Below are 25,759 nucleotides of genomic sequence, written 5' to 3'. Positions count from 1 at the left end.
CGTGTCAGCTCGCCGCCAGTTCAGCGGCTTCTTCAACATCCACGGAGACAAGGCGCGACACGCCGGGTTCGTGCATGGTGACACCCAGTAGCTGGTCCGCCATTTCCATGGTGATCTTGTTGTGCGTGATGAAAATGAACTGCACCTTGTCCGACATCTCCTTCACCATCCGAGCATAACGCCCTGTGTTGGCATCATCCAGTGGCGCGTCAACCTCATCGAGCATACAGAAAGGTGCCGGGTTGAGCTGGAATATCGAGAACACCAGGGCGATCGCCGTCAGGGCCTTTTCGCCGCCGGAGAGCAGATGGATGGTGCTGTTCTTCTTGCCCGGCGGCCTCGCCATGATGGAAATACCGGTGTCGAGCAGGTCATCACCGGTCATTTCCAGGGACGCGCTGCCGCCCCCGAAAACCCGGGGAAACAGATCCTGCAAACCGGCGTTCACCTTCTCGAAGGTGTCCTGAAAGCGACTGCGGGTTTCCCGGTCAATCTTGCGTATTGCCGATTCCAGCGTATCCAGCGCGCTGACCAGGTCTTCATTCTGTGCATCAAGGTACTGCTTGCGCTCCGATTGCTGGCTGTATTCATCGATCGCCGCAAGGTTGATCGATCCCAGCCGCACGATTCTCGCAGCCACTTTCTCCAGCTGCTGTTGCCACAGGTCGCTGCTGGCATCTGTCGGCGTGCTCTCGAGAACCTCCTGCGGCGTGCGCTCCAGCTCGCCAAGCTGGCGCTCCACAACCTGCTGCTGCACCTGCAGTGTCTGACGCTGCAGGCGCTCCTGCTCGAGGGTCGCCCGGGCACTGGCGGCACGCTGCTCGATAGCCGCCCGCTGCTGCTCGGACTCGCGCAGCTGGTGCTCGACTTCTGTCACCTGCTGCCGCGCCGTGCCGAGATCCGCCTCAGAGGCCAGCCGGAGCTCGAGCTGCCGCTCCAGCTCCTCACGCAGCGCCTGGACCGGTGACTCAGACTCACCCAGCCCGGCATCGAGCTGCGCCTGCCTCTCACTCAGTTGTGCAACCTGGGCCTCGGTACGGTCGATAGAGCTGCGGATGGTTTCGATCTGGGTCTGCAGTCCACGCCGACGCATGGCAGCCTGATTCGCGGCATCGCGGTCGTGGCGCGCCTGCTGCCGGGCATGGTCGAGCTGCGTTCTGGTGGTATCGCGCGCCGACAGCAGTGTCTCGCGCTCGCCGGAATCCGCCTCAAGCTGCTCGATCGCCTCGGCCAGAATCTGCCGGGCCTCGGCCAGGGAAGCCTGCTCGGCGGCAAACTGCGCACGTGCATCATTGATATCGCGAGCGATACCGTCGCGCCGGGCCTGTATCTGTTCCTGGCGCGCCTCCTGAGCCTTCAGTCGCGCGGCGATATCGGCACTGCGACGCGTCGCCGCCTGAAGTTCGCGCTGCACATCCTGACGCTGCGTCTCCACCAGGCGCAGCGCCTCCTCCTGCGATGCGAGGCCCTCGGTCAGCGATCGCGCGCGTGCTTCCAGCGCGTCAATGGAAGCGGTAAGGGTCTCGAGCTCCTGCTGTCGTCGCAGCACGCCACTCGCCGGATCGTCGCCCCGGGACAGGGACAACCAGTTGGCACCCATCCACAGGCCATCCGGCGTGATGACGGATTCATGCGCTGCAAGTGATCCGCGCATCGCGTGCGCGGCATCAGCATCCGCCGCGGTGCGGACATGCAGCAACAGGCTCCCGAGCCAGCCACTGCTGCTGACCCGGGATGCCAGGCTGCCTGCAGGGCCAGCCCTGTCATCACCACTTTCCACCAGCGCAAGGGAGCCCTGCTCGAAGCCCGCCGTCGCACCCGCCAGTGACTGGATACTGTCCACGCAGACAGCCTGCAGGTAATTGCCCAGCACGGTCTCCACGGCGGGCTGCCACGCGTCCTCGACGGTCATGCGTGACAGCAGACGGGGAGCATCCTGCAGACCGTTTCGGGACAGCCAGGCGGAAAACCCGTCACTGCTGTCCTCGACCGCCGCCTGCTGCAGCGCCTCCAGCGAGGCGCAGCGGCCGCGCAGCTGCTGCAGTTCGGATCGTGCCTCGTCGAGCTGGCTTGCCTGCGCCGTGCTCTGCTCACGGGTCTGCGCGACACTCTCGGCAAGGGTTTCGGCCTGCTCCTCGTATTCACCGATAATCAGTTCGGCCTCTGCCAGCTCTTCACGCATCAGGCCCGGATCGTCGTCGCCTTCCTGCGGGGCCAGATTCTGCTGTTCTGCAGCAAGCTGCTCAACGCGGCTCTGCAGGCGCTTGAGCGCGTGCTCCAGATGCTGGATCCGGGACTGCTGGACTTCCGCGCGCTGACGCGGCTCCGCGGCACGCTGGTTGAACTCGTCCCAGCGCTGCTGCCAGGTCTGCATGCCCTCTTCGGCGACGGCCAGAGCCTCGGCTGATTCCTCGTCCTTTGCCGCGAGCAGTTCCGACTCCGGCACCAGCGCCGCCAGCTCCTCTTCCCAGGCTTCCAGGCGAGTGCGGTCCTCGGCGAGGTGCGAAAGCGCCTGCTCGAGATTGATCGCCGTCTGCGCTCGATCCTCGCGCAGCTGGCGGCTTCGCTCCTGCTGGTGCTGAATGCTCTGCTCGATGCGGGAAACCTCCGCGCCCAGCGCATAATAGCGGCCCTGCACCTCATTGAGGACATCGCTGCGCTCCACCTGGGTCTGACGATGCTGCTCGATGGCGGTAGCCAGCTGCTGATGCTCCGCGAGCACCGCCTCCAGCTGGACTTCAAGCTCACCCACGCGATGCGCGCTGTCCTGCAGCTGTTCTGTCAGCTTGCGCCATTCCAGTGCCTGAAGCTCGGCCTTGAGACGCCGCTCCTCTGCCCGATACTCGCGGTATTTTTCGGCCGCCTGCGCCTGCCGCTGCAGATGCTGTAGCTGGCGTTCCAGTTCATCACGCAGATCCGTAAGGCGCTCGAGGTTCTCCAGCGTCCGGCGCATGCGTGATTCGGTCTCGCGACGGCGCTCCTTGTACTTGGAAATGCCCGCGGCCTCCTCGATGAAGACCCGCAGCTCCTCGGGCTTGGACTCGATCAGGCGCGAAATCATGCCCTGCTCGATAATGGCATAGCTGCGTGGACCCAGGCCCGTGCCAAGGAAAATATCGGTGATATCACGGCGACGGCAGCGTGTCCCGTTGAGGAAATACTCGGACTGCCCTTCACGGGTGACCAGGCGTCGCGTGGAAATCTCGGCGTAGCTGGCGTATTCGCCGCCAACGCCACCGTCGCTGTTGTCAAACACCAGCTCGATGGATGCCTGCCCCACCGGCTGTCGATTCACCGAGCCGTTGAAAATGACGTCGGTCATGGACTCGCCGCGGAGATTCTTGGCGGAACTCTCGCCCATCACCCAGCGCACGGCGTCGATCACGTTGGATTTGCCGCAACCGTTGGGGCCGACAACTGCACACATATTGCTGGGCAGGCTGACAGTCGTCGGATCGACAAAGGATTTAAAGCCGGCGAGCTTGATGGACTTCAATCGCATAGGACGTTAGCTATACTTCCCAACTCATTGTTTTTCATTGCATTTATGCGTCGAATGCGAGAGGTGACGCGCGCAGGGCGTAGTGTATCCCGTTTCACCGGGGAGCACTACGCCAGCGCGGAAGAAAGCCGGGCCAGTCGACCCGGTGTCGAGCGTTGATCAGCGCCCGGTCGGTGACAGCTCGATAGCAATGACGGCGCCGTCGTCGCCAGCCGTCACCGGCTCTGACACGCCGGTAAAGCTGGCGTTTTCCGCACCCGGCGCGCCGTTGGGCGATACCTGAACGAACACACGCAGACTGCCGGCGTCGGCCAGGGTCTGGCCGGCCATGGAGTTGCTGTCATCAAGCCGCACCGTCGCAGGCAGATCAGCGCCGCGTAAACGCTGCACGGCAATCGGCATGCGCGACTGGGATTCCGCCCCCCGGGCGAGGACGAACACCGTGTCTGAATCCGCGATTTCACCACCGCCGGGTCGCTCGATGCGCACCAGCAACGCCACACCACTGTCCTGCTCCGCTGTGTTCGCGCCTGGGACGCCATCTGGCCCTGCCGAAGGAGCGGCTGGCTGACCGCCATCCTCGCCGAGGCGGCTTCGCGCCGTGGCGATAACGTCGTCCAGCATCTCGGCTCCGGGCGATCCGGGATCCTCCAGCTCACGCAGCCGCTGCCAGTAGTTGATGGCGGCACGAAACTGCGATTGCTCGAATGCCGCCATACCGAGCAGACCGAGTGCCGTGCGCTGCATGGGATCAATGGACAAGGCGCGCTCGGCCAGGAGCTGAGCGTCCGGAGTGAGCCTGCGTCCCGCAGTCAGGTAGCTTGCCTGCGCCGCCATCGCCGCAGCGCGCGCATCCGAGGGCGCCTTTTCCGCCAGTGTGCGGTACGCCTGCTCCGCCGCCGGGTAATTCTCACGGGTCATGTGGTAGCGTCCAAGCAGCGCCAGGTAACCCTGATTATCGGGACGCGCTTCCAGTCGGGATTCGATGGACGCCATCAGTGCGTCGATATCGACATCGGCGGTGTTCTCGTCAAGCGCTGTGAGGCGCTGGCTGATAGCAACATCGCCCGCAGAGCCCAGCTGCCAGTAAAGTACCGTCGCGGTGACGACAACGGGGACCCACAGTAAAAGAAGAGGCAGGCGACGTACCGGCGCAGTGCCATGGTCAGCCCGCGACGGAGGCTGCTGTTCCTCCGATGGCATATCCTCAAGCATGCGCAATCGCGCATCCTCCACCAGGGTATCGTCGCCGTCGGTCTCGAGTTCGCGCAGGCGAAGTGCGTACCAGTCCATGTTCGCCTCGGAAACCTCACGCACGCGACCGCGACGACCCGGACGAAGAACAAAAAGCGCTGCCAGCGCCAGGAGAATGGCGCATCCGACAAGAAACAGGGTCATTGCTGCTGATCCGTTCGCGATGCCAGCATGCTCTCCAGGCGCGCACGCTCGCTTTCCGTCATATGGTCATCCCGACCCTGGTTGCGACCGCGCAACGCTAGAAACGCGAACAGTCCACCCAGCACCAGGAACGCCAGAGGTCCCAGCCACAGGACTGCAGTCTTCGCATCGAAGGATGGCCGATAGCGGACAAATTCCCCGTAACGGCCGACCATATCGTCAAGAATCTCCCGGTCGCTGGCGCCCGCTTCGAGTTGACGGTAGAGCAGCTTGCGGAGATCTTCGGAAATCGGGGCGTTGGAATCCGCAATGTTCTGGTTCTGGCACTTGGGACAGCGCAGTTCCTGACTGAGCTCGTGATAACGCGCCTCCAGTTCAGGATCACTGAACTCATAGGTCTCGATCACGGCGAGCGCCGGCCAGGCGAGAAGCAGCAATACACCCAGATAACAACGACGCAGCATCATGGCGCTGTCTCCCCGCGCATTTCACGGTAAATGGGCTCCAGCCGGCCTTTCCACAACCGCTCATCAATGACACCGACATGGCGGTAGCGAACCACACCCTCGGCATCGACAAAGTAAGTCTCCGGTGCACCATAGACACCCAGATCCAGTCCAAGGGTGCCCTCACGATCGACGATATTGACGCGGTAGGGATCACCCAGATCCCGCAACCACTGCTGCGCGGCCGCGGAATCGTCCTTGTAGTTGATGCCGTAGATGGCCACGCCCTCCTCTGCCAGCTGCTGCAGATACGGGTGCTCGACCCGACAGGCAACACACCAGGTTGCCCAGACATTGAACAGGGCCGGCTCACCGGTAACGTCGGCCGGGCGCAAGGTGCGCTCCTCGCCCAGCGCAGGCAGGGAAAACGTCGGCAGCGGGCGGTTGATCAGTGCCGATGGCAGCTCCTGGGGGTCCAGGGACAGGCCGCGAAACAGCAGCAGTGACAGAATGAAAAACAACCCCAGCGGGATGAAAAGTTTCAGCCTACGCGGCATATCCCGCTCCCGGCACGTTACTGGTCGCCGTTACACGCTGGCGGCGATAGCGTCGGTCCGCCACCGTGGCAAATCCACCTACCCCCATGAAAATGGCACCCAGCCAGATCCAGCGGATCATGGGCTTGTAGTGGAGACGAATCGCCCAGCCACCACCGTCGCCAACAGGCTCGCCCATCGCGATAAACAGGTCGCGGAACAATCCGTCATCAATCGCGGCTTCGGTCATGACCGATCCGCTCGCAAGGTAGCGACGCTTCTGGGGTGCCATGCTGGCGATCACCTTCTCGCCCTCAAGCACCGTGAAACGCGCCTCATCGGCCACGTAGTTGGGGCCACGCACCCGAGCCATATCCTCGAAACGGAAGGTATAGCCCGCCAGTACCTGTACATCTCCCGGCTGCATCCTGATATCGCGCTCCTCGGTGTACTGGGTAGTGGCAACCACACCAACCACCGTCATCGCAAAGCCAAGATGAGCGAGAAACATCCCGCAGTAGCTGGGTGTCAGGCGCCGGAAACCACGGCCGACGCTGGCAGCCGTGCGCACGCGGTTATAAAGGTCACGCAGCATACCCAGCACAATCCAGGCCGCTAGCACGATCGCCAGCGCCACCCAGACGTTGTAGTCGCCGCCGGCGAACAGCGGCAGCACGATGCCCAGTGCAAGCGCCGCAAGCGCCGGGACTAGCAGCTCCGCCCGCCAGCGCGCCGCGCTATCTTTTTTCCAGCGCGACAGCGGACCAATCCCCATGAACGGGATCAGGACCGCCATCAGCGGCACGAAAATCGCATTGAAGTAGGGTGGCCCCACGGAATACTTGCCCTGGCCCAGGGCATCCATGATCAGGGGAAACAGCGTGCCAAACAGTACCGACACGGTGGCAACCACGAACACCACGTTATTCACCAGCAGCAGCGTCTCCCGCGACAGCCAGGCAAAGCTGATGCGGCTGCCCACCGAGGGCGCACGCAGTGCATACAGCGTTAGTGAGCCACCGACAACCAGTCCCAGGAAGATCAGGATGAACAGGCCACGGGCCGGATCGGTCGCAAAGGCATGCACCGACGTAAGAACGCCCGAGCGCACCAGAAAGGTTCCCAGCAGGCTCAGCGAGAACGCGAAGATGGCGAGCAATACCGTCCAGCTCTTGAACAGACCGCGTTTTTCCGTCACCGCCAGCGAGTGAATGAGGGCCGTGCCGGCCAGCCAGGGCAGAAACGAGGCATTCTCCACCGGATCCCAGAACCACCAGCCGCCCCAGCCAAGCTCATAGTATGCCCACCAGCTGCCGAGCATGATACCAAGCGACAGAAAAGCCCATGCGACGTTGGTCCAGGGCCTTGACCAGCGCGCCCACGCGGCATCCAGACGTCCGCCCAGGAGAGCGGCGATGGCAAACGCAAAGGCGACGCTGAAGCCGACGTAGCCCATGTATAGCAGCGGCGGGTGAATAATAAGCCCCGGGTCCTGCAGCAGCGGATTAAGGTCGTTGCCATCGGCGGGTATTCCGGGCAACAGACGCTCGAAAGGATTGGATGTGAACAGGGAGAAAGACAGGAAGCCCACCGCAACAAGCCCCATCACGGAGAGCACCCTCGCCAGCACGACAGTTGGCAACTGGGCGCTGAACACCGCCACCGCAGCCATCCAGCCACTGAGAATCAGCACCCACAATAGCAGCGAGCCCTCGTGGTTGCCCCATACCGCAGAAAACTTGTAGATCGGGGGCAGCAGGCTGTTGCTGTTGGAGGCGACGACCTTCACCGAGAAGTCATCCTGCAAAAACGCGGTGGCGAGGCAGGCAAAACTGATGGCGCTGAACACCAGCACGCCCATGGCAAGAGAGGGGGCCAGCGCCATCGACGGCGTATGGCCCCGCTGCGCGCCCCACAGCGGGATGGTGCCCAGCATTACCGCCAGGCACATTGCCAGAATCAGCGCCATATGACCGAGTTCGGGTATCACAGTGATGCCTCCTGTTTGCGCCGGGCGGATGCCTCGAGTGCGTCAGCCACCTCTGGTGGCATGTAGTTTTCATCATGCTTGGCAAGGACTTCGGTTGCCTGCAGCACACCGTCCGCGTTCAGGGTTCCGGCCGCGACTGCACCCTCCCCCTCAGCAAACAGATCGGGAAGAATGCCGACATACACGACGGGTACGACCGCCTCGTAATCTGTCACCAAAAAACGCACTTCGAGAGTTTCACTGCTGCGCTCCACGCTGCCATCAACCACCATTCCACCAACCCGGATAGGGCGATCCACGGGTGCGAGCCCCGCCATTACGTCAACCGGCGGGTAGAACAGGTTGATGTTGCCACGCAAGGCGTAGGCAGCCAGCCCGATCGCGATGGAGGAAAACACAACGACGCTGCCGACGATAATCAGGCGCTGTTTACGCACGGGGTGCATTCAATGACTCCTTTTCGCTGGACAGGCTGCCAGCGGCAGGCTGTGGTGTGCGACGGGCAGCGGCGGCCGCTTCCCGTTGCTGACCCGCCCGTATAGCGGACAGAAGTCGCCTGCGCCGACGGAACGGCGCCACCACCAGAAGAGCGATGACTAACAGCGAAATACCGTATGCCGACCACACATAGAAACCGTGACCGTCCATCTCAAGCAGGGCGCGGAGACTGTCAAAATACATCAGTGGTTCTCACTGGCCAGTCGCTGTACCCAGCCGGTTCTGCGTTCACGCTGGAGAATCTCGGCCCGCATGTTCGCCAGCAGGCAGCAGGTGAACAGTGCGTAGAAGGCGATGATGCTCAGCAGCAACGGGTAGAGCATGCTCGGATCAATTGTACTTTCACCGGTGAACTTGATGGACGCCGGCTGGTGCAGACTGTACCACCAGTCCACGGACTTGTAGATGATGGGTATGTTGACCGTACCCACAAGACTGAGAATCGCACAGGCCCTGGCCGCGGCCGCCTTGTTGTCGAAGGCCTCGTAGAGAGCCATCACCCCGAGATACAGGAACAGCAGGATGAGCATGGAGGTGATGCGCGCATCCCACACCCACCAGGTGCCCCAGGTCGGCTTGCCCCAGACAGCGCCGGTCAACAGGGCAATGAACGTGAGTGCCGCGCCCACCGGTGCCGCCGCGTGCATGGCGACATCGGCCATCTTCATTTTCCAGATCAGGCTGATGCCGCCGGCAATCGCCATCACGTAATAGCCTGCCAGTGCAACCACTGCCGCGGGAACGTGTATGTAGATAATCCGGTAGCTGTTGCCCTGGCGAAAATCTGGTGCCGTGAACAGCAACCCCCAGCCAACACCCATCGCCAGCGCCAGCAGCGAGATCGGCAACAGCCAACGCAGAATGCTCCCGGAGAGCCTGTACAGCCAGGGGGGCGAGCCGAACTTGTGAAAGAGAGTCCACATCAGGCCGGGATTATACTACGTGGGTGCCTGCGAAAAAATTGACCTCGCGCCAAAATCGTCAAAATATCAGGCATCGACGCTGATCCTGAGCCCCGCACTGATTGCCAGCGGCGCGAGCGCAATAGACAGGCACAGCATCGACCCCAGCAACGCCAGAAACGGCTGCACCGGGGCACCGTCCAGCGCAGCCTGCACAGTCGCTGTACCGAAGATCAGCACCGGCATGTAGAAAGGCAGAATCAGCAGCGAAATCAGCATGCCACCGCGCCGCAGACCCACCGTCAGTGCGGCGCCGATACCGCCCACCAGACTCATGACACCCGATCCGAGAAAGAGACCGGCAGCAAGTGACGGCCATGCCACCACCGGCAAATCGAGCATGGCCGCAAACAGCGGGGATACCAGCGCCAGCAGCACCCCGGTTACCAGCCAGTGTGCCGCCACGTAGGCAAGGACCGACAGATACAGCGGCTGTGGGGCCAGCAGCAGCTGCTCCAGGCTGCCGTCATCAAAGTCACTCCGGAAAATCCCATCCGCGGACAGCAGATTCGACAGCAGTGCCACAATCCAGAGAATGCCAGGCGCGAAGCCCGCGAGGGTCTCCGGTGCTGGTCCGATACCCAGTGGAAAGAGCGCGACCACCATGGCAAAGAACAGCAGCGGATTGCCCACGGCCACCGGTCGCCGGATGGCCAGCGTCAGCTGTCGGCGCAGCAAGCGCAGGCAGAAGGAAACCGCGCCCGGCGCGGTCGTTTCGGTCACAGATCGCCCCCCGCTCGCAGCATCAATCGCGTCAGCGGATACTCCATGCGCAGGGGCTGGTGCGACGTCAGCACGACAGCACCGCCACGCTTCGCGTGACTGACGAACAGATGTTCCAGCGAGGCAACACCATCGCGGTCGATCGCGGTGAACGGCTCGTCCAGCAACCACAGCGGCTGTCTGGACAGGTGCAGGCGCGCGAGATTGACACGCCGGTGCTGACCTGCCGACAACTGGTGGGATGGCACATCCTCGTAGCCTGCGAGGCCAACCTTTGCCAGTGCAGCGCAGACGTCGCTATCCCGGTAATCGGCGTGACCATCGACATGCCATGCGAGGTTTTCCCGCGGAGTCAGCAGTTCCTTGACGGCACTCAGATGGCCGATGTAAAGCAGTGGAACGGGCCTGGTTATCTCACCCTCATAACCATAGCGCGCCAGGCCTGCAAGCACGCGCAGCAGGCTTGTCTTGCCTGCGCCGTTCTCGCCCTCTACCTGCAGGACTTCGCCCGGCCGCAGCGACACATCGAGACCCGAGAACAGTTCCCGCTCCCCGCGGACCAGCGTCAGCGCGCTGCACTGCAACAACAGGCCGTCGCACCCGCTGGTGATGCTCACTTATACCGAAACCAGACGGATGTCGCCGGGGGGCGGCGCTGCCTGTTCCAGCCCGGCAAAGTCGAACAGCTCGCGGTCGCCCAGCTGGGAGGGCGCGACATTGCAGATGCTGCGGAACAGGGTCTCCGTGCGACCGGGATAGCGCTTTTCCCAGTCCGCCAGCATCCGCTTGACCTCGACGCGCTGAAGATTCTCCTGAGAGCCGCACAGATTGCAGGGAATGATAGGAAATTCCCGGTAGCGCGCGTAGGCCGTGAGGTCCTTTTCCTTGCAATAGGCCATGGGGCGTATCACCACGTTGCGGCCATCGTCTGACAGCAGCTTGGGCGGCATGGCCTTCAGCGTGCCGCCAAAAAACATGTTCAGGAACAGGGTCTCCACGATGTCATCGCGGTGGTGGCCAAGCGCAATGCGCGTAGCACCGATGGATTCGGCGAAACCGTAGAGGCTGCCGCGGCGCAGCCGGGAGCATAGACCACAGGTGGTCTTGCCCTCCGGGATAATCGATTTGACAACGCTGTACGTGTCCTTCTCAAGGATATGGTAGGGCACACCCTGAGCCTGGAGCCAGGCTGGCAGTACCTCTTCGGGAAACCCGGGCTGCTTCTGATCCATGTTCACAGCGACCAGTTCGAAGTTCACCGGTGCGCTCTTCTGCAGTCGCAGCAGGATATCCAGCATGGCGTAGGAATCCTTGCCGCCGGACACACACACCATGACGCGATCGCCCTCGCCGATCATACGGTAATCGAGAATGGCATGTGACACCTGGCGACGCAGCCGCTTCTGCAACTTGTTGTATTCGAGGCGCTGCTTGCGGGTCAATTCCTGCACGGCGGTCATCGTTTCCTGTAAGCGTTGAGCGCAGGATTCTACCGCCGGCAGGCGCAGGGCGTCCACCGGCGTGCGACTCCACGAGTCTGCCGTGGCGATGGCAGGGCACTGTGGCGGCGTCTTGTGTTTTCCCCGCATTCACCGGAAAATGGCGGGTTAAAACACTGTATTCTTGGCAATGGAAAAAGGAAGCACCATGAAATCACCTGTCAGAGTCACCGTTACCGGCGCCGCCGGTCAGATCGGGTATTCCCTGCTCTTTCGCATCGCCTCGGGGGATATGCTGGGCAACGACCAGCCGGTGATTCTTCAGCTGCTGGACATCACGCCAGCCATGGAGGCGCTCGAGGGAGTGCGCATGGAACTCGACGATTGCGCCTTCCCGCTCCTCGCAGGCGTTACCTGCACGGATGACCCGAACGCGGGATTCAAGGATGCCGACTACGCCCTGCTGGTCGGCGCACGGGCTCGCGGACCCGGAATGGAGCGCAAGGATCTACTCGAGGCCAACGCGCAGATATTCTCCGTCCAGGGCAAGGCGATCAACGACCATGCCAGCCGCAACGTCAAGGTGCTGGTTGTCGGCAACCCCGCCAATACCAATGCCCTGATCGCCCAGCGCAATGCACCGGATATTGACCCGCGCAACTTCACCGCAATGATGCGACTCGATCACAATCGCGCGATGACCCAGCTCGCCCAGAAAACCGGCAGCAGCATCAACGATATCAGCCACATGACGGTCTGGGGCAACCACTCGGCCACGCAATATCCCGACCTGTTCAACACGCATGTGGGGGGCAAACCGGCCATGGATCAGGTAGACCAGGAGTGGTATGAAACTATCTTCATACCCACGGTTCAGCAACGCGGTGCGGCCATCATCAAGGCGCGCGGAGCATCGTCCGCCGCTTCCGCGGCCAATGCCGCCATCGATCACATCCGAAGCTGGGCGCTGGGAACGCCGGCGGACGAGTGGGTGTCCATGGGCGTTTACTCGGACGGCTCCTACGGCATTGCTGAGGGCCTGATCTACTCCTTCCCCTGCCGCTGCGCCAATGGGGACTGGGAAATTGTTCAGGGACTGGACGTCGGCGATTTCAGCCGCGAAAGAATGCGCGCCACGGAACAGGAGCTCAGCGAAGAGCGCGACGCCGTCAAGCACCTGTTGCCCTGACGGACGCCGGACGTGGCCGTCTCGTCAGCAAAGGCACGCAATTACCATCACGGTAATCTGCGCGCCGAACTGCTGGCATCCGCCATTGCACAGCTGGCGAGCAGCGACACCGAAAATCTCAGCTTACGGGCACTGGCGCGCAGTCTTGGCGTGTCACAGACAGCTCCTTATCGCCACTTTGCCGACAAGGAATCCCTGCTGGCAGCCATGGCCGCCGAGGGCTATCGACAACTTCTTCTGGCGCTGCAGAGAGCTCAGCATGACGCAGGCGGCTCGCCGGATGACCAGCTTGCGGCACTGGCGCGTACCTACGTCGCCTACGCCGAGCAGAATACCTCACTGTTCAAGCTGATGTTCGGCCCTGTTGTGCAACCCGCCGAGAAATACCCGGAGCTGCGGGCGGCGAGCCGGGAAACCGCTGCCGCCGTACAGCAGATACTGCAGCGCGGCATTGACGAAGGTCTGTTCATGCAGACGGAGGACGTGCGCTACCTCACCAACGTTGCCTGGGCGAGTATTCACGGCATGGCCATGCTGCGGGTGGACGCCCCCTACCTGTTTCAGCGTCATATTGACAGCGAGCGTCAGGTGACGCTGGGCGTTCAGACCTTCATCCGCGGCATCAGCCGGGACTGCGACCATTAGCCGGAAAGCCCCGGCGGCTAATCCGGTTCCCGCAGCACCTGCAGCGGCGGTGTACTCACCGACGAGCGGCAGCTTATGACACCGAGCGCACCGATGAGTATCACCGCGCCGCCAATACCGATGGGCCACAGCCACGGGCTGGGACGGTAGGCCAGCTCCAGGACCCAGACCTGAAGCGCAAAGGCGGACAGCTCGGCGCCTGCCACGGCCAGCAGTCCGGCAAAGAAACCGAGGCTGGAGAACTCTATCGCCAGAGCACCCAGCACCAGACCGCGGCGGGCGCCGAGCGCCCGCAGCAGGGCGCTTTCCCGACGGCGACTGTCCACGCTGGCCTGCACGCCCGCCACCAGCACCAGCGCGCCCGCAAGCAGGATGATCGCCAGCACCAGCTCCACCGCGGCCGACACCTGGTTGACAATGCCGCGAAGCTGCGCAATCACCACATCCATTTCAAACACCGAGACCGTCGGGAACTCGCGGATAAAGGGATTGAGAAAGGCCTTTTTCTTGTCCCCCAGGTGAAAGCTGGTCATGAAGGTGGCCGAGAAGTCTGCAAGCAGCGCCGGCGGAAATACCATGAAGAAATTCGGCTGCATGGACTGCCAGTCGAGGGACCGGATGCTGGCGACGGTGACATCCAGCGGGCGGGAACCGACCAGCAGGCCCAGCTGATCGCCAACCGCAAGCTGCAGCCGTTCGGCGAAGCCTTCTTCAAGTGACACCAGGGCAGCATCCGTTTCCGGAGGCCACCAGCTACCGGCAACGAGGTCGTTGCCCGCCGGAATCTCCCGCGACCAGGTGAAATTGGCCTCGCGCTGACGCCGGTCATCCTCCTGCGCATCGCGGGAGGGCAGCTCCTCACCGTTCACGCGCATGATGCGTCCGCGGATCATCGGGTACAGCGGTGCACTTTCCACACCCGACTGCCGCAGTTTCTGTTCCACCCCCTGCACTTCATCCGGGGCGATATTGACCACGAAGTGATCCGGTGCGTCCTCGGGCACCTGCGTCTCCCAGCTGTCGATCAGCGTTGTGCGGATGATCGTGAGCACCAGGAGCAACAATATGGCCATGGAGAAGATCACGACCTGCAGCGCATTGGCGCTGCCCCGACGCTGCAGGCTGGCCAGCGCCAGGCGCCAGATGCTGCCCGCCCGCATGCCGGCAAGTCGTCCGCCGCGCAGCAGCGTCAGCGCCAGCAGGAAGCCCAGCGTCACGCTGGCAGCGAGGCCGGCAAGCACCGCCAGCGTCAACAGTGCATCGCCGCTGTACCACCACATCAGGCCGCTGACGGCTGTCAGGCCGATGGCGTAATCCCACAGGCTGCGGCGGCCTTCCTCGGGCATGTCGCGTCGCAGCACCCGCAGGGGGCTGGCGAGACCGAGCCGCCGCAGCGGCGGCCAGGCGAACGACAGCAGGCAGACCAGCGCCGTTGCGGCACCCATGGCAAAAGGACGCACGCCCGCCGCCCCGGGCTGCAGCGGCAGGCTGTCGGCAAACAGGCGGAAGGCAAGGTACTGCAGGAAGGCGCCGAGCAGGCATCCAAGGAGCGTTGCCAACACGCCCAGGGCCACCAGACTCGATCCGTAGAGCCGATTGATGTCCCGCGAGGTCGCCCCCAGGCTCTTCAGTATCGCCACGTAGTTTGCATGGCGTTCGCTGAATCGCCGCGCCGCCAGCGCGATGGCGACCCCCGCCAGCACCACGCCGAGACTGCCGGCGAGGAGCAGAAAACTTTCCGCGCGAGACAGTGCGGCACCGACGCCCGGCTGCCCTTCGCTGACATCGATCAGGCGATGCCCCACGTCCAGTCTCGGCTCCAGCCATTGCGCAAAAGCCTCTACCGATGGCGGGTCTCCGGCGAACAGCTGACGATAGCTGACGCGACTGCCCGGCTGCAGCACATGGGTTGCCGGGATATCGTCCACGTGCATCAGGACGCGCGGGCCGACATCCACGAACGACACGGATCGATCCGGCTCGGAGCGCACGGCACCGGTAACCTGCAACGTAGCGTCACCGACGTTCAGCATCGCACCGGGCTCGACATCCAGGAGGGCAAACAGGCGCGAGTCGACCCACACCTCACCCTGTGGCGGTCCACTGATGGCAACGACAGCGTCGCCGAAAGGTGCAGCGCTCATCTTCAGCTCGCCGCGCAGCGGATACTCTGGGCTGACGGCCTTTATCGAGGCGAGTGACGACGCATCGGTATCGCTGTAGACCATTGAGGTGAAACTCAGTACCCTGGCCGTGGCAAGCCCGCGGGTGCCGGCTTCCCGCTGCCAGTCCTCGGGCATGGGTTCGCGGCTGCGCACCACCAGATCAGCGGCGAGAAAGCGGTTGCTTTCCTGTTCCAGTGCGACCTGCAGACGGGTTGTGAAGGCACTGATCCCCGCGACCACGGCCACCGCCAGCACGAGCGCTGACAGCAGCACCCCGAGTTCGCCGCCGCGCCAGTCTCTCGCCAGCATGCGCGAGGCGGTTATCGCCCAGCGACTCACGCCTCGGTCAACTCGCCGGCGGACATTTCGAGCCGGCGATCGCAGCGTGACGCCAGGGCCGCATCGTGCGTCACAAGCACCAGCGTCGTGCCCTCCTCCCGATTGAGCTCGAACAACAGATCGATGACGCGCTCGCCGGTCGCCGTATCCAGATTGCCCGTCGGCTCATCGGCAAACAATATGCGCGGCTGCGCGGCGAAGGCGCGGGCAATGGCAACCCGCTGCTGTTCACCCCCCGACAGCTGCAGGGGGTAGTGACCGGTGCGGGCGGAGAGCCCCACGCGATCGAGGAAACGGGCGGCCTGCTCCCCGGCGTCGTCCTGCCCTCTCAATTCCAGAGGCAGCATGACATTTTCGAGAGCAGTCAGCGCCGGTAACAGCTGAAACGACTGGAACACAAAGCCCACCTCCCGCGCCCTGAGCTGCGCTCGACCGTCTTCGTCAAGCGCACTGAGCTCCGTTTCACCGATGTGGATCGTGCCACCGCTGGCGTCATCGAGTCCCGCCAGCAGACCCAGAAGCGTGGACTTGCCCGAACCAGATGCCCCGATGATCGCAACGCTCTGCCCCGACTTGATTTCGAGGTCGATCCCTTTCAGTATCTCCAGCTCGTCGCCCGCAACGGGGACGCTTTTACGGAGATTGTGCGTCTTGATCATGTTCTCTTTTCCCTCGCGGCAGAAACGCCAACGGTATTCGTTACGTGCGCTGCTGCGCAGCGGATTCCTGGCCTGCGCCCTCCTCGTCCTGTTCGCGACGGCGGTTTCGGCATCACCCAGATTACTGGTGATCGGCGATAGTATCAGCGCTGCCTACGGTATGTCGCTGCAGGAAGGCTGGGTGGCCCTGCTGGAACAGCGCCTTGCCAGCGACGGCACCCCGGTGGAAATGATCAACGCGAGCATCAGCGGCGAAACCACGGATGGCGGACGCAGACGTCTCCCCGCGCTCCTCGAACAACACGAACCCGACGCCGTGATCATTGAGCTCGGCGGCAATGACGGCCTGCGCGGCTACCCGGTGGACCGGATGCGCAGCAACCTTATCAGCATGGCCAAGGCAGCGCAGGAAGCCGGCGCCCGTGTACTGATCCTGCCCATGGAGATACCCCCCAACTACGGAAGCCGCTACGCAGCCGAATTTCGCAGCAGCTTTCCGGCAGCGGCGGAAAGAACCGGGGCCCGCCTCGGCCCATTCTTGCTCGAGGGCATTGCGACGGAATCGCGTCTCATGCAGGACGATGGGATACACCCCACACCAGACGCCCAGTCAATGATTGTCGACAGGCTGCTGGCGGACATCCAGGGCCTGCTGCGGGAATGAGCGGGCGGGAGCAGACTGCGCTGCAAAAGCGTCTCTACCGGGTCATTTTCGGCACCGGCACGCCGTCGGGAAAGTGGTTTGATCTGACCCTTATCGGCGCCATCCTGCTCAGCGTGACGGTCATCATTGCCGACTCCATCGACACCTACCACGAACGCTACGGGGATCTCTTCCAGGGTATTGAATGGGGCTTCACGCTGATCTTCACCATAGAATATCTGCTGCGCATCTGGATCGCGCAGAACCGTCGCGCCTATATTCTCAGCGTTTACGGCGTTATCGATCTGCTGTCGATACTGCCCACCTACATCGCCTTTTTCCTGCCCGAGGCGGCGCCGCTACTGATCATTCGCCTACTGCGGGTGCTCCGTGTCTTCCGCATACTGCGCATGCTGAGTTTTCTCAACGAGGCGAACCTGCTCGCGGGCGCCCTGCGACAGTCCGCGCGCCAGATCTTCATCTTCTTCCTGATGGTCATGACGACCATGGTCATCTTCGGTTGTCTGATGTACGTGATCGAAGGACCGAAGAACGGATTCGACAATATCCCGGTGAGCGTGTACTGGGCCATCGTCACCATCACGACGGTGGGCTACGGCGACTACGTGCCCATCTCTGCGGCAGGCAGGGCAGTCGCAGCGGTGGGCATGATGATTGGCTACGCCATCATTGCCGTACCTACCGGTATCTTCACGTCCAAGCTAATGGCCCATACGCAGCACAAGCTGACGCTGAACTGCCCGCAATGCGCGCGCGCCGGACATGAGCCGGACGCCAGGCACTGCAAGTTCTGCGGTGCAGCGCTGCACGACGAAACGGATGACGAGGACAGAAAGGTGGCAGAAGAGGAAAGACAACGCCCCGACTGATTCGTCGCAGTCTTTACGCTATACTGGCGTGTTATCAAGTCGACCTCTGGATTGTCATGCCCCGCAATATCTTCAGCCATCGCCGCTACTGGGCCGAATGCTTCGGTACCGCTCCCGAACTTCCCATGTCGCGGGAAGAAATGGACGCCCTGGGATGGGACAGCTGCGACATCATCATTGTTACCGGTGATGCCTACGTCGATCACCCGAGCTTCGGCATGGCGGTCATCGGCCGCCTGCTCGAGGCACAGGGCTTCCGCGTCGGCATCATCGCCCAACCGGACTGGACCAGCGCCGAGCCGTTCACGGTGCTCGGCAGGCCGAACCTGTTTTTCGGCATTGCCGCCGGCAACATGGATTCCATGATCAACCGCTACACCGCCGACCGGAAACGCCGCAACGATGATGCCTATACACCGGGAAACGAGGGCGGCAAGCGGCCCGACCGCGCGGTCGTGGTCTACAGTCAGCGGGTGCGTGAGGCGTTCCGGGACGTGCCGCTGGTGATCGGCAGCATCGAGGCGAGCCTGCGCCGCATTGCCCACTACGACTACTGGAGCGACAAGGTACGCCGCTCCATTCTTCTGGACAGCCGCGCCGATCTGCTGCTTTACGGCAACGCCGAGCGCGCCATCGTCGACGTTGCGCACCGCCTCGCCGCTGGCGAGAACATCCGCGATATCCGCGACCTGCGCGGTACGGCCTTTGTCTGCAAGCAGCCTCCGGGCGACTACCGGGTGATCGACTCCACCCACATCGACATCATCGGCCCGGTGAGTGAACCGATCAATCCCTATATCGATACGCGCACGGAGGCCTGCAGCACCGAGGGCGCCGCGCCGGACAGCGCGCAGACTGAGATCAGCACAGTGCGCCTGCTCGACCGGGAGGACGATTCGCGCCCGGCGGTGATCCGCATTCCCGCCTACGAGCAGGTCAAGGAAGACCGGGCGCTGTATGCCCATGCATCGCGCATCCTGCACAAGGAAACCAATCCGCATAACGCCCGTCCCCTGGTGCAGCGGCATGGCGATCGCGATGTCTGGCTGAATGCGCCGCCGATACCGCTCAGCACCGATGAACTCGACGGCGTGTTCGAACTGCCATATACGCGCAGGCCACATAGCGCCTACGGCGACGCCGTGATCCCCGCCTTCGACATGATCCGGCATTCGGTCAACATCATGCGCGGCTGCTTTGGCGGCTGCACCTTCTGCTCCATCACCGAGCACGAAGGCCGTATCATCCAGAACCGCTCCGAGGACTCCATCGTACGTGAGGTGGAGGCCATCCGTGACAGCTCACCGGGCTTTACCGGCGTGATTTCCGATCTGGGCGGGCCCACGGCAAACATGTGGCGGCTCGCCTGCAAGAGCAGCGAGGTCGAGGCAGCCTGTCGCAAACTGAGCTGCGTGTATCCGGGTATCTGCAAGAACCTCAACACGGACCAGACCCCCCTGATACAGCTTTACCGCCGGGTACGGGAGCTTCCCGGTATCAAGAAAGTGCTTATCGCATCCGGTCTTCGCTACGACATCGCCGTGGAAACGCCGGCGTATGTCGAGGAGCTCGTTACCCATCACGTGGGCGGCTACCTGAAAATTGCGCCGGAGCACACCGAAGATGGCCCCCTGTCAAAAATGATGAAGCCGGGAATCGGCAGCTATGACCGCTTCAAGGAGATGTTCGAAAAGTACTCGAAAAAGGCGGGCAAGAAACAGTATCTCATTCCCTATTTCATCGCCGCACACCCCGGAACACGGGATGAGGACATGCTGAACCTGGCGCTGTGGCTGAAACGCAACAACTTCCGCGCTGACCAGGTACAGACCTTCTACCCATCCCCCATGGCCACCGCCACCGCGATGTACCACAGTGAGAAGAATCCGCTCAAGCGCGTGACCCGCGACAGTGAGAGCGTCTCCGCCGTGGCGGGGCTGAGCCAGCGCCGGCTGCACAAGGCCTTCCTGCGCTACCACGACCCGGACAACTGGCCGGCGCTGCGCACCGCGCTGAAAAAAATGGGAAAGGCCCGGCTGATCGGCAACGGCAAGATGCATCTGGTGCCGGCACGACAGCCGGCGAAGCGGCACCCCAAGGTGCCACCCGGCACCCGGCCTTTTGCGACTCAGCACAATGGCCTGCCACGAACACCGGGGCGGGCTGCACGCCGGGCGAAATAGGCAGCCCGCGGGACTGGCCGGCGGCCCTGGTGGCCCACTAGCGTTCAGGCAACCTGGCGCTGTGCCTCCCGAATAAATGCGCCCAGCTGCCGGAATTCCATCTGCCTCGGGGTGTTGCGACGCCACATGAGACCGACCGTGCGGGTAATGCCCGTCTCCGAAAACCGCGAGACCTGAACCTCCGTCCCGAGAAGCACGTTGGCGTCCAGTGCCATCTTCGGCAGCAGGGTCACGCCGATACCGTTTGCCACCATCTGCACAATGGTATTCAGACTGGTTGCCTGATACGGCACGCTGACGTCAGAGTCCCTCAGTTTGCACGCCTCCAGCGCATGTTCCCGCAAACAGTGGCCGTCCTCGAGCAACAGAAGATCGGCCCCCTTCAGGTCCTCCGTCGTCAGGCGCTTCAGCGATACCAGCGGGTGCCCCTTGGGACAGGCAAGCAGGAACTCATCCTCAAACAGCGGAAATTCGTCCACGCCCTGCACCGGGTACGGCAGCGCCAGGAGGAGCACGTCGAGCTCTCCCCGGCTCAGTGCCTCAGTCAGGTTTTCACTGAGATCCTCGCGGATAAACAGGCGAAAATCGGGGTGTTCGTCACGCAGCCGCTTCAACAGGCCCGGCAGGATGAACGGCGCTATCGTCGGAATCACGCCGATGCGCATCGCCCCGTTGAAGGGCTCGGCGGCGGCCCGGCAGCAGGCCACGATATCCTCGACAGAGAGCATCACGTTCTTGCCACGCTGTACCACCTCCTCACCGAGCAACGTGAGAATGACCCGCCGGTTGTTGCGCTCTACCAGCGGCGCGCCGAGGACATCCTCGAGCTCCAGAATACCCGCGCTCAGCGTGGACTGCGACACGTGGCAGGCGCGCGCCGCGTGTCCGAAGTGCCCATGCTCCGCCAGGGAAATCAGGTAGCGCAGCTGCTTGAGGGTTGGCTGGCGGCTCATGACGCTCTTCCGTTCAGATGATGTCATCGAAAATACCGATAGATAATACCAATAGTTTTCGAACCCGTGAAAGACGCAGCGGCCTGCCTCACGTAAAATGACCGGGCAAGAAGAGGCGCCGGCAAGCGGTGGCGCCATAACCGACTGGACATCGCACTACCATGGAACTGATTGTTTTCGACCTCGACGGGACCCTGCTCGACAAGTCCTCACAGATAAGCGCATTCACGCGCGACACTCTGGCGCTTCTGCGTGAGCGCGATGTCGCCTACACGGTAGCGACCGGCCGTACGCTGCACGGCGCGCGCGACCTGCTGGAGGGCCACGGCTTTTCGCTGCCCCAGATCTTCAAGAACGGGGTTGTGATCTGGAACCCTGATCAGCAGGGTTACAGCCACCGTTTTCTGCTGACGCAGGCAGAAATCCAGCACGTGCTTGAGGGTTTTATCCGGGAGGGGGTCGCGCCCTTCCTGTTCACGCTGGAGCCCGGTGATCGCCACGCCATTTATCACCCGCCCACCCTCAACGCCGCCGAATCCCGACTCGCGCGGATGCTGGGCAGGGACGGGCCTCTGCCGCTGGAGCACCTGTCGAAACTGCCGGCGACGGCGGATATCACCAATGTCAGCGCGATCGGTCCTGAACCGGCCATACGGCGCGTGGTGGACAGCATCGCAGACGAGGAGGGTCTGGTGGCCTATATGGGAAGCGCCATCGAAGGCAGTGATCTGTTCTGGGTAGATATTCACCACCGCGGTGGCAGCAAGGGTGATGCGGTCACCACGCTGAAAGAAGAGCTTGGCCTGAAACGGGTTATCTGCTTTGGCGACAGCGACAATGACCTGAGCATGTTCCAGCTCGCCGACGAGGCCTATGCGCCGGACAACGCCAAGACCGACGTCAAGTCTGCGGCCACCGCAGTGATCGGACACCACGATGCAGACGGTATCGCCCACTTTTTACGCGAGCGCTTCAATCTGTAGTCAGCAGACTGCTGCTCTAGCAGACGAACCCGGCGATGCGCAGGCCGAGGCATCGGCAACTGCGCAGGAGGATCGGGCGGGGTTACTGTTGCGGGCGTATCAGGTACTTCTCGCCGGTTGCCTGACGGCCGTAGCCCCCCATGGCCTCGAGGGTGAGCGCCTCGGCCAGTGACACTTCGCGGCTGTAGTGACTGGCAAAGGTCGTGCTGATTTCGTCGGCCACGCGCTGACGCATACGCAGCATGCGCTCCGTGCCGGCCCGCTGCAGGAAATTCGGCAACAGCCAGCCACCCACACCCCAGGCAAAGCCGAAACTTCGCTGCAGCGTGGTCGGCGCGACATCCAGAGCTCCGTAAATATACACCTGCTTGTGCACCGCAGAGCCATAGCGGCTGTATTCGCTCATGTTTGACACGGCCACGCTTTCCATTGCCGACAGGATATGACTCACCAGTCTGCCACCACCGATCGCATCAAAAGCGAGGGTCGCACCAGTCGTCTGCAGGGCGGCGGTGAGTGCGGCCATGAAATCGTCCGCTGACGAATTCACCACATGTGCCGCCCCCAGGTCCGCCAGAATTTTTTCCTGCTCTGGCTTGCGCACAATATTTACCAGAGGCACGCCGTCTGCAAGGCAGATGCGGTTGAGCATCTGCCCCAGGTTCGAGGCGGCGGCTGTATGCACCAGCGCGGTATGTTCCTCCATGCGCATGGTCTCCACCATGCCGAGCGCCGTCATCGGATTGACAAAGCAGGACGCCCCCTGCACCGCTGTCGTCCCCTCATGCAGCGGCAGGCACTGCATCACATTGGCGCGGCGATACTGGCTGTACATTTCGCCACCGAAAATGCCGACGGTCCTTCCGAGCAATGCCTGCGCCGCATCGGACTCACCAGCGGCAACGACCACGCCAGCACCCTCGTTGCCCACGGCGAGAGCCTGCCCGACCCGGCCGGCCATCATGCGCATCCCGTTTTCGGGGACCGTCGCCGTGATGACCGGACGATCGGCATCGCCACCAACGGTCGCGGTACTCATGTCGGCGGCACCGAACAGCAGCCCGAGGTCCGACGGGTTGATCGGCGCTGCATCGACGCGCACCACCACGTCGTCGGCCCCGGGGCTCGGGACCGGCACTTCCACAAGGGCGATTTCCAGCGTGTTGTCTTCTTTCAGCAGTGACTGGATCTGCAGATTCGTTTCGCTCATGGCGTTGATGTCCCGACAATGAATAGCCGCCCACTCTAGCGGAAATACCGGGCGGGTAGAAGATGGCCGTCGCTGCAGGGAGAGCGGCAAGTGGATATACTCGCCCCACGTTTCCGGTCCGTGAACCTCCATGGCAAACAATCCCATATTCCGCAGTGACAATGCGCCGCTGGACGACCCCGAGGCGCGGCGGCGACACATTCGCCGTGCGCTGGCCGCGAAGCCGATGGGAGGGTGGGAACTGGAAATGCTGTACCGATTGGTGCAGGCCTGGTTCAAGCCTCAGGTATTCGGAGCGGACAGAATCCCAGAGCGACCCTGCCTGTTCGTCGGCAACCACGGCCTGTTTGCCGTTGATGGTCTGATCGTGCTGCCGGTCATGCTGCACGACTACACACGATTCCTGAGGCCGATGGGCGACAAGTTCCTGTTCACCGATCCGCATATCGCATCCGCTCTGCTGAAATACGGCGCGACCATGGGCCACCCGGATGTCTGCCGCGCGCTCATGTCCAGAGGCCACGATCTGCTGGTTTTCCCGGGCGGCGCCCACGAGGCGGTCAAGGCGGCGCGGGAGAACTATCGGCTGCAGTGGAAGGATCGCGACGGCTTTGTCCGTCTTGCGGCGGAGCAGGGTTACACGATCGTCCCTTTTGGCCTGGTGGGACCTGACGATTTCTACCAGCATCTGATTGAGGGCGAGGACCTGCCGGACACGCTCCTGGGTCGCGGATTCACCCGGGTGGGGCTGCTCGACCCGGACATGCGTCGCGACCTTATCCCACCGCTGGCGAGAGGCATGCTCGGCTCGCTGCTACCGCGGCCCGAACCCTGTTATCTCGGCTTTGGCGAGGCGGTCGATCTCTCGCAACACCGCGGGCGCCGGCTTGCCGCGAAAACACGCAGCGCTATCCGCGAACGCATTGCCGGGGAAATCGACAGTCAGCTCGACCAGCTGTTGCGGCTACGGCAAAACGAGCGCGGACGTCAGGGCATCCTGCGGCGACTGCTCACTCTCTAGTGTGCCATTACCCGCGCGAGCCGCTCCGGCTGTCGCCAGCGGCCCGAAAACACTCTGCCGGCGAATATCACCGCGTTCAGACCCAGGGTGGCCACAAACACCGACCAGCTGACAAGGGGACCCTGCTCGAGAACCAGGATAACCACAAGCTGCACGAGCAGCATGACAACATGGATCGCGATGGAGGCGATCATCAGCCAGCGGGTATCACCGGCGCCGCGTAATGTCCCGCTGCAGACAAGAATCACGGCATCCGCCATGACATAGCAGGCCATACCAATCATCATTTTAGAGCCGATGTCGCGAATGGCGGAAAAATCCTCGCCGGGGCTGGCGAACACCTCGAGAAGATCGACCCGGAAGAGAAAAAAACAGATAGCCAGCACGCCCGAATAGGTCAGTCCGATCACACAGCCTGAGCTGATCACCTGGGTCGCACGGGACATGTCGCCAGCACCTACATGCCTACCGATAAGACTCATAATGGCAATGCTGAGACCCATCATGGGGACGAATGACAACATGTCCCAATTGAAGACAATTGCCATGGCCGCACCCTCGCTGATGCCATAGGACTGGTACAGCAGCATGAAAATATTGAAAGTTGCCATGCTGATGAAAAATTCAAGCCCGGACGGGAAACCCAGCCTGAGGTAACGTCGCATGATGCTGCGGTCGAAGCGGAAAGACTCCCGCACCTTGAACTGTTCTACATGAATCCGGTTGAAGTAGAACAGCGCATAGATACCAATCGTCAGTATGCCGGCAATAACCGTCCCGAGCGCCGCCCCGACAATCCCAAGGGCGGGCAATCCCAGCTTGCCGAAAATCAGCGCGTAACTGAGGGGAATGTTCAGCAGGACACCGATGACGTCGCTGATCATTACCACCCGGGTACGGCCGATGCCCGTGAAATAGGACGCCAGCCCGTTCTTGACCAGGAAGAAAAAGGAGCCGGCCATCAGCACCTGAAAATAGGGCTTTTCGAGCGCCACCAGCGACGGATCGTGACCGATAGCTGAGAACGACTGCGCCACCAGGAGGGTCACCAGCAGCAGCACGGGCTGGCTGGCCAGCGCAATGAATACCGCCTGAGTGACTACCCGGGGACAGAATTCAAGCGTGCGCCTGCCATAGTACTGGGCAACGAGTGCGTTGCCGTAAGACACAATGCCGGTAAAAAAGCAGATAGAAACGAAGAACGTGACGCCTCCGCCGAGGGATGCCGCGACGTGCACGGAATCGATTCGAGACAGAAAGAAGCGGTCCGCGAACATCATCAGGGCGAATGCGCCCTGCGACACCACCATTGGCAGTGCCAGGCGAAACAATTCTTTCAGTGTAAACAGGGAGAACACAGTCTGTTGCGCCAACGGGAAAGGCGC

Annotated in this window: 23 protein-coding genes; 7 read left to right on the top strand and 16 right to left on the bottom strand. The window is 62.5% G+C overall.

Going from position 1 to position 25,759, the window contains the following annotated elements; translation table 11 throughout:
• Nucleotides 1-4: 4 nt before the first annotated feature.
• From smc to ttcA, 11 genes are all read right to left on the bottom strand, one after another.
• Nucleotides 5-3,502 (bottom strand): chromosome segregation protein SMC, encoded by a 3,498-nt coding sequence (gene smc / locus EV688_RS03475; RefSeq protein WP_117314668.1) that lies wholly within the window; start codon nucleotides 3,500-3,502, stop codon nucleotides 5-7.
• A 159-nt stretch (nucleotides 3,503-3,661) separates the two neighbouring features.
• On the bottom strand, nucleotides 3,662-4,900 hold the full coding sequence (ccmI, locus tag EV688_RS03470) for a c-type cytochrome biogenesis protein CcmI (protein ID WP_117314667.1): 1,239 nt from the start codon (nucleotides 4,898-4,900) through the stop codon (nucleotides 3,662-3,664).
• Nucleotides 4,897-5,367, bottom strand: coding sequence for a cytochrome c-type biogenesis protein (locus EV688_RS03465; RefSeq protein WP_240624201.1), 471 nt, complete (start codon nucleotides 5,365-5,367; stop codon nucleotides 4,897-4,899). The genes ccmI and EV688_RS03465 overlap by 4 nt, the downstream gene beginning before the upstream one ends.
• Nucleotides 5,364-5,903: a DsbE family thiol:disulfide interchange protein gene (locus EV688_RS03460; protein ID WP_117314666.1), complete on the bottom strand. Its 540-nt coding sequence runs from the start codon at nucleotides 5,901-5,903 to the stop codon at nucleotides 5,364-5,366. The genes EV688_RS03465 and EV688_RS03460 overlap by 4 nt, the downstream gene beginning before the upstream one ends.
• Nucleotides 5,893-7,872, bottom strand: coding sequence for a heme lyase CcmF/NrfE family subunit (locus EV688_RS03455; RefSeq protein ID WP_117314665.1), 1,980 nt, complete (start codon nucleotides 7,870-7,872; stop codon nucleotides 5,893-5,895). Before EV688_RS03455 ends, EV688_RS03460 begins: the two co-directional genes overlap by 11 nt.
• Nucleotides 7,869-8,318, bottom strand: a complete 450-nt coding sequence (gene ccmE, locus EV688_RS03450; RefSeq protein WP_117314664.1) for a cytochrome c maturation protein CcmE — start codon at nucleotides 8,316-8,318, stop codon at nucleotides 7,869-7,871. The genes EV688_RS03455 and ccmE overlap by 4 nt, the downstream gene beginning before the upstream one ends.
• The gene (ccmD, locus tag EV688_RS03445) at nucleotides 8,302-8,520 is read right to left on the bottom strand and encodes a heme exporter protein CcmD (RefSeq protein WP_240624207.1); all 219 of its coding nucleotides are present in this window, start codon (nucleotides 8,518-8,520) and stop codon (nucleotides 8,302-8,304) included. The genes ccmE and ccmD overlap by 17 nt, the downstream gene beginning before the upstream one ends.
• A gap of 32 nt (nucleotides 8,521-8,552) precedes the next feature.
• Nucleotides 8,553-9,293 carry a heme ABC transporter permease gene (locus tag EV688_RS03440; protein ID WP_117314662.1) on the bottom strand — a complete coding sequence of 247 codons (741 nt, stop codon included), beginning with the start codon at nucleotides 9,291-9,293 and terminating at the stop codon, nucleotides 8,553-8,555.
• A gap of 66 nt (nucleotides 9,294-9,359) precedes the next feature.
• Nucleotides 9,360-10,055, bottom strand: a complete 696-nt coding sequence (gene ccmB / locus EV688_RS03435) for a heme exporter protein CcmB (protein WP_117314661.1) — start codon at nucleotides 10,053-10,055, stop codon at nucleotides 9,360-9,362.
• Nucleotides 10,052-10,672 (bottom strand): cytochrome c biogenesis heme-transporting ATPase CcmA, encoded by a 621-nt coding sequence (gene ccmA, locus EV688_RS03430; protein WP_240624200.1) that lies wholly within the window; start codon nucleotides 10,670-10,672, stop codon nucleotides 10,052-10,054. The genes ccmB and ccmA overlap by 4 nt, the downstream gene beginning before the upstream one ends.
• Entirely contained in the window at nucleotides 10,673-11,515 is an 843-nt protein-coding gene (ttcA, locus tag EV688_RS03425) for a tRNA 2-thiocytidine(32) synthetase TtcA (RefSeq protein ID WP_117314660.1), read from the bottom strand.
• A gap of 187 nt (nucleotides 11,516-11,702) precedes the next feature.
• On the opposite strand from ttcA, the gene EV688_RS03420 reads away from it, so the two are divergent.
• Together EV688_RS03420 and EV688_RS03415 are read left to right on the top strand one after the other, a co-directional pair.
• Entirely contained in the window at nucleotides 11,703-12,683 is a 981-nt protein-coding gene (locus EV688_RS03420; protein WP_117314786.1) for a malate dehydrogenase, read from the top strand.
• Between the two features lie 12 nt (nucleotides 12,684-12,695).
• Nucleotides 12,696-13,328 carry a TetR/AcrR family transcriptional regulator gene (locus EV688_RS03415; protein WP_117314659.1) on the top strand — a complete coding sequence of 211 codons (633 nt, stop codon included), beginning with the start codon at nucleotides 12,696-12,698 and terminating at the stop codon, nucleotides 13,326-13,328.
• 17 nt (nucleotides 13,329-13,345) lie between these two features.
• On the opposite strand, the gene EV688_RS03410 is transcribed toward EV688_RS03415, so the two are convergent.
• Together EV688_RS03410 and EV688_RS03405 are read right to left on the bottom strand one after the other, a co-directional pair.
• Nucleotides 13,346-15,832, bottom strand: coding sequence for an ABC transporter permease (locus EV688_RS03410; RefSeq protein WP_338065914.1), 2,487 nt, complete (start codon nucleotides 15,830-15,832; stop codon nucleotides 13,346-13,348).
• The gene (locus tag EV688_RS03405; protein ID WP_117314658.1) at nucleotides 15,829-16,491 is read right to left on the bottom strand and encodes an ABC transporter ATP-binding protein; all 663 of its coding nucleotides are present in this window, start codon (nucleotides 16,489-16,491) and stop codon (nucleotides 15,829-15,831) included. The genes EV688_RS03410 and EV688_RS03405 overlap by 4 nt, the downstream gene beginning before the upstream one ends.
• On the opposite strand from EV688_RS03405, the gene EV688_RS03400 reads away from it, so the two are divergent.
• From EV688_RS03400 to EV688_RS03390, 3 genes are read left to right on the top strand one after another with little or no spacing between them, the layout of a single operon-like run.
• Nucleotides 16,490-17,155: an arylesterase gene (locus tag EV688_RS03400; RefSeq protein ID WP_117314657.1), complete on the top strand. Its 666-nt coding sequence runs from the start codon at nucleotides 16,490-16,492 to the stop codon at nucleotides 17,153-17,155. The genes EV688_RS03405 and EV688_RS03400 overlap by 2 nt on opposite strands.
• Nucleotides 17,152-18,024: an ion transporter gene (locus tag EV688_RS03395; RefSeq protein ID WP_117314656.1), complete on the top strand. Its 873-nt coding sequence runs from the start codon at nucleotides 17,152-17,154 to the stop codon at nucleotides 18,022-18,024. Before EV688_RS03400 ends, EV688_RS03395 begins: the two co-directional genes overlap by 4 nt.
• 56 nt (nucleotides 18,025-18,080) lie before the next feature.
• Nucleotides 18,081-20,207, top strand: coding sequence for a YgiQ family radical SAM protein (locus EV688_RS03390; RefSeq protein WP_117314655.1), 2,127 nt, complete (start codon nucleotides 18,081-18,083; stop codon nucleotides 20,205-20,207).
• A gap of 44 nt (nucleotides 20,208-20,251) precedes the next feature.
• On the opposite strand, the gene EV688_RS03385 is transcribed toward EV688_RS03390, so the two are convergent.
• On the bottom strand, nucleotides 20,252-21,160 hold the full coding sequence (locus EV688_RS03385) for a hydrogen peroxide-inducible genes activator (protein WP_117314654.1): 909 nt from the start codon (nucleotides 21,158-21,160) through the stop codon (nucleotides 20,252-20,254).
• Between the two features lie 161 nt (nucleotides 21,161-21,321).
• Between EV688_RS03385 and EV688_RS03380 the strand changes: the two genes are divergently transcribed.
• A complete protein-coding gene (locus tag EV688_RS03380; RefSeq protein WP_117314653.1) occupies nucleotides 21,322-22,143 on the top strand; it encodes an HAD family hydrolase in 822 nt (273 codons plus the stop codon).
• An 82-nt stretch (nucleotides 22,144-22,225) separates the two neighbouring features.
• Here the strand turns inward: EV688_RS03380 and EV688_RS03375 are convergent, their stop codons facing one another.
• On the bottom strand, nucleotides 22,226-23,353 hold the full coding sequence (locus tag EV688_RS03375; protein WP_117314652.1) for a zinc-binding dehydrogenase: 1,128 nt from the start codon (nucleotides 23,351-23,353) through the stop codon (nucleotides 22,226-22,228).
• Nucleotides 23,354-23,483: 130 nt separating this feature from the next.
• Here EV688_RS03375 and EV688_RS03370 point away from each other — a divergent pair, with 130 nt between their 5' ends.
• On the top strand, nucleotides 23,484-24,374 hold the full coding sequence (locus EV688_RS03370) for a lysophospholipid acyltransferase family protein (RefSeq protein WP_117314651.1): 891 nt from the start codon (nucleotides 23,484-23,486) through the stop codon (nucleotides 24,372-24,374).
• Here EV688_RS03370 and EV688_RS03365 read toward each other — a convergent pair.
• Nucleotides 24,371-25,732, bottom strand: coding sequence for an MATE family efflux transporter (locus tag EV688_RS03365; protein WP_240624199.1), 1,362 nt, complete (start codon nucleotides 25,730-25,732; stop codon nucleotides 24,371-24,373). The genes EV688_RS03370 and EV688_RS03365 overlap by 4 nt on opposite strands.
• Nucleotides 25,733-25,759 lie beyond the last annotated feature (27 nt).

The organism is Chromatocurvus halotolerans (assembly GCF_004340525.1).
Classification (GTDB): domain Bacteria; phylum Pseudomonadota; class Gammaproteobacteria; order Pseudomonadales; family Halieaceae; genus Chromatocurvus; species Chromatocurvus halotolerans.
The sequence above is the reverse complement of the archived record's forward strand: the minus strand, read 5'-3'. Positions and strand labels throughout refer to the sequence as shown.

Excerpts from the sequence above, each read along its gene's own strand:
- smc (WP_117314668.1), bottom strand. The coding sequence starts at position 3,502 with ATGCGATTGAAGTCCATCAAGCTCGCCGGCTTTAAATCCTTTGTCGAT.
- ccmI (WP_117314667.1), bottom strand. The coding sequence starts at position 4,900 with ATGACCCTGTTTCTTGTCGGATGCGCCATTCTCCTGGCGCTGGCAGCG.
- EV688_RS03465 (WP_240624201.1), bottom strand. The coding sequence starts at position 5,367 with ATGATGCTGCGTCGTTGTTATCTGGGTGTATTGCTGCTTCTCGCCTGG.
- EV688_RS03460 (WP_117314666.1), bottom strand. The coding sequence starts at position 5,903 with ATGCCGCGTAGGCTGAAACTTTTCATCCCGCTGGGGTTGTTTTTCATT.
- ccmE (WP_117314664.1), bottom strand. The coding sequence starts at position 8,318 with ATGCACCCCGTGCGTAAACAGCGCCTGATTATCGTCGGCAGCGTCGTT.
- ccmD (WP_240624207.1), bottom strand. The coding sequence starts at position 8,520 with ATGGACGGTCACGGTTTCTATGTGTGGTCGGCATACGGTATTTCGCTG.
- EV688_RS03440 (WP_117314662.1), bottom strand. The coding sequence starts at position 9,293 with ATGTGGACTCTCTTTCACAAGTTCGGCTCGCCCCCCTGGCTGTACAGG.
- ttcA (WP_117314660.1), bottom strand. The coding sequence starts at position 11,515 with ATGACCGCCGTGCAGGAATTGACCCGCAAGCAGCGCCTCGAATACAAC.
- EV688_RS03420 (WP_117314786.1), top strand. The coding sequence starts at position 11,703 with ATGAAATCACCTGTCAGAGTCACCGTTACCGGCGCCGCCGGTCAGATC.
- EV688_RS03400 (WP_117314657.1), top strand. The coding sequence starts at position 16,490 with ATGTTCTCTTTTCCCTCGCGGCAGAAACGCCAACGGTATTCGTTACGT.
- EV688_RS03405 (WP_117314658.1), bottom strand. The coding sequence starts at position 16,491 with ATGATCAAGACGCACAATCTCCGTAAAAGCGTCCCCGTTGCGGGCGAC.
- EV688_RS03395 (WP_117314656.1), top strand. The coding sequence starts at position 17,152 with ATGAGCGGGCGGGAGCAGACTGCGCTGCAAAAGCGTCTCTACCGGGTC.
- EV688_RS03390 (WP_117314655.1), top strand. The coding sequence starts at position 18,081 with ATGCCCCGCAATATCTTCAGCCATCGCCGCTACTGGGCCGAATGCTTC.
- EV688_RS03385 (WP_117314654.1), bottom strand. The coding sequence starts at position 21,160 with ATGAGCCGCCAGCCAACCCTCAAGCAGCTGCGCTACCTGATTTCCCTG.
- EV688_RS03380 (WP_117314653.1), top strand. The coding sequence starts at position 21,322 with ATGGAACTGATTGTTTTCGACCTCGACGGGACCCTGCTCGACAAGTCC.
- EV688_RS03375 (WP_117314652.1), bottom strand. The coding sequence starts at position 23,353 with ATGAGCGAAACGAATCTGCAGATCCAGTCACTGCTGAAAGAAGACAAC.
- EV688_RS03370 (WP_117314651.1), top strand. The coding sequence starts at position 23,484 with ATGGCAAACAATCCCATATTCCGCAGTGACAATGCGCCGCTGGACGAC.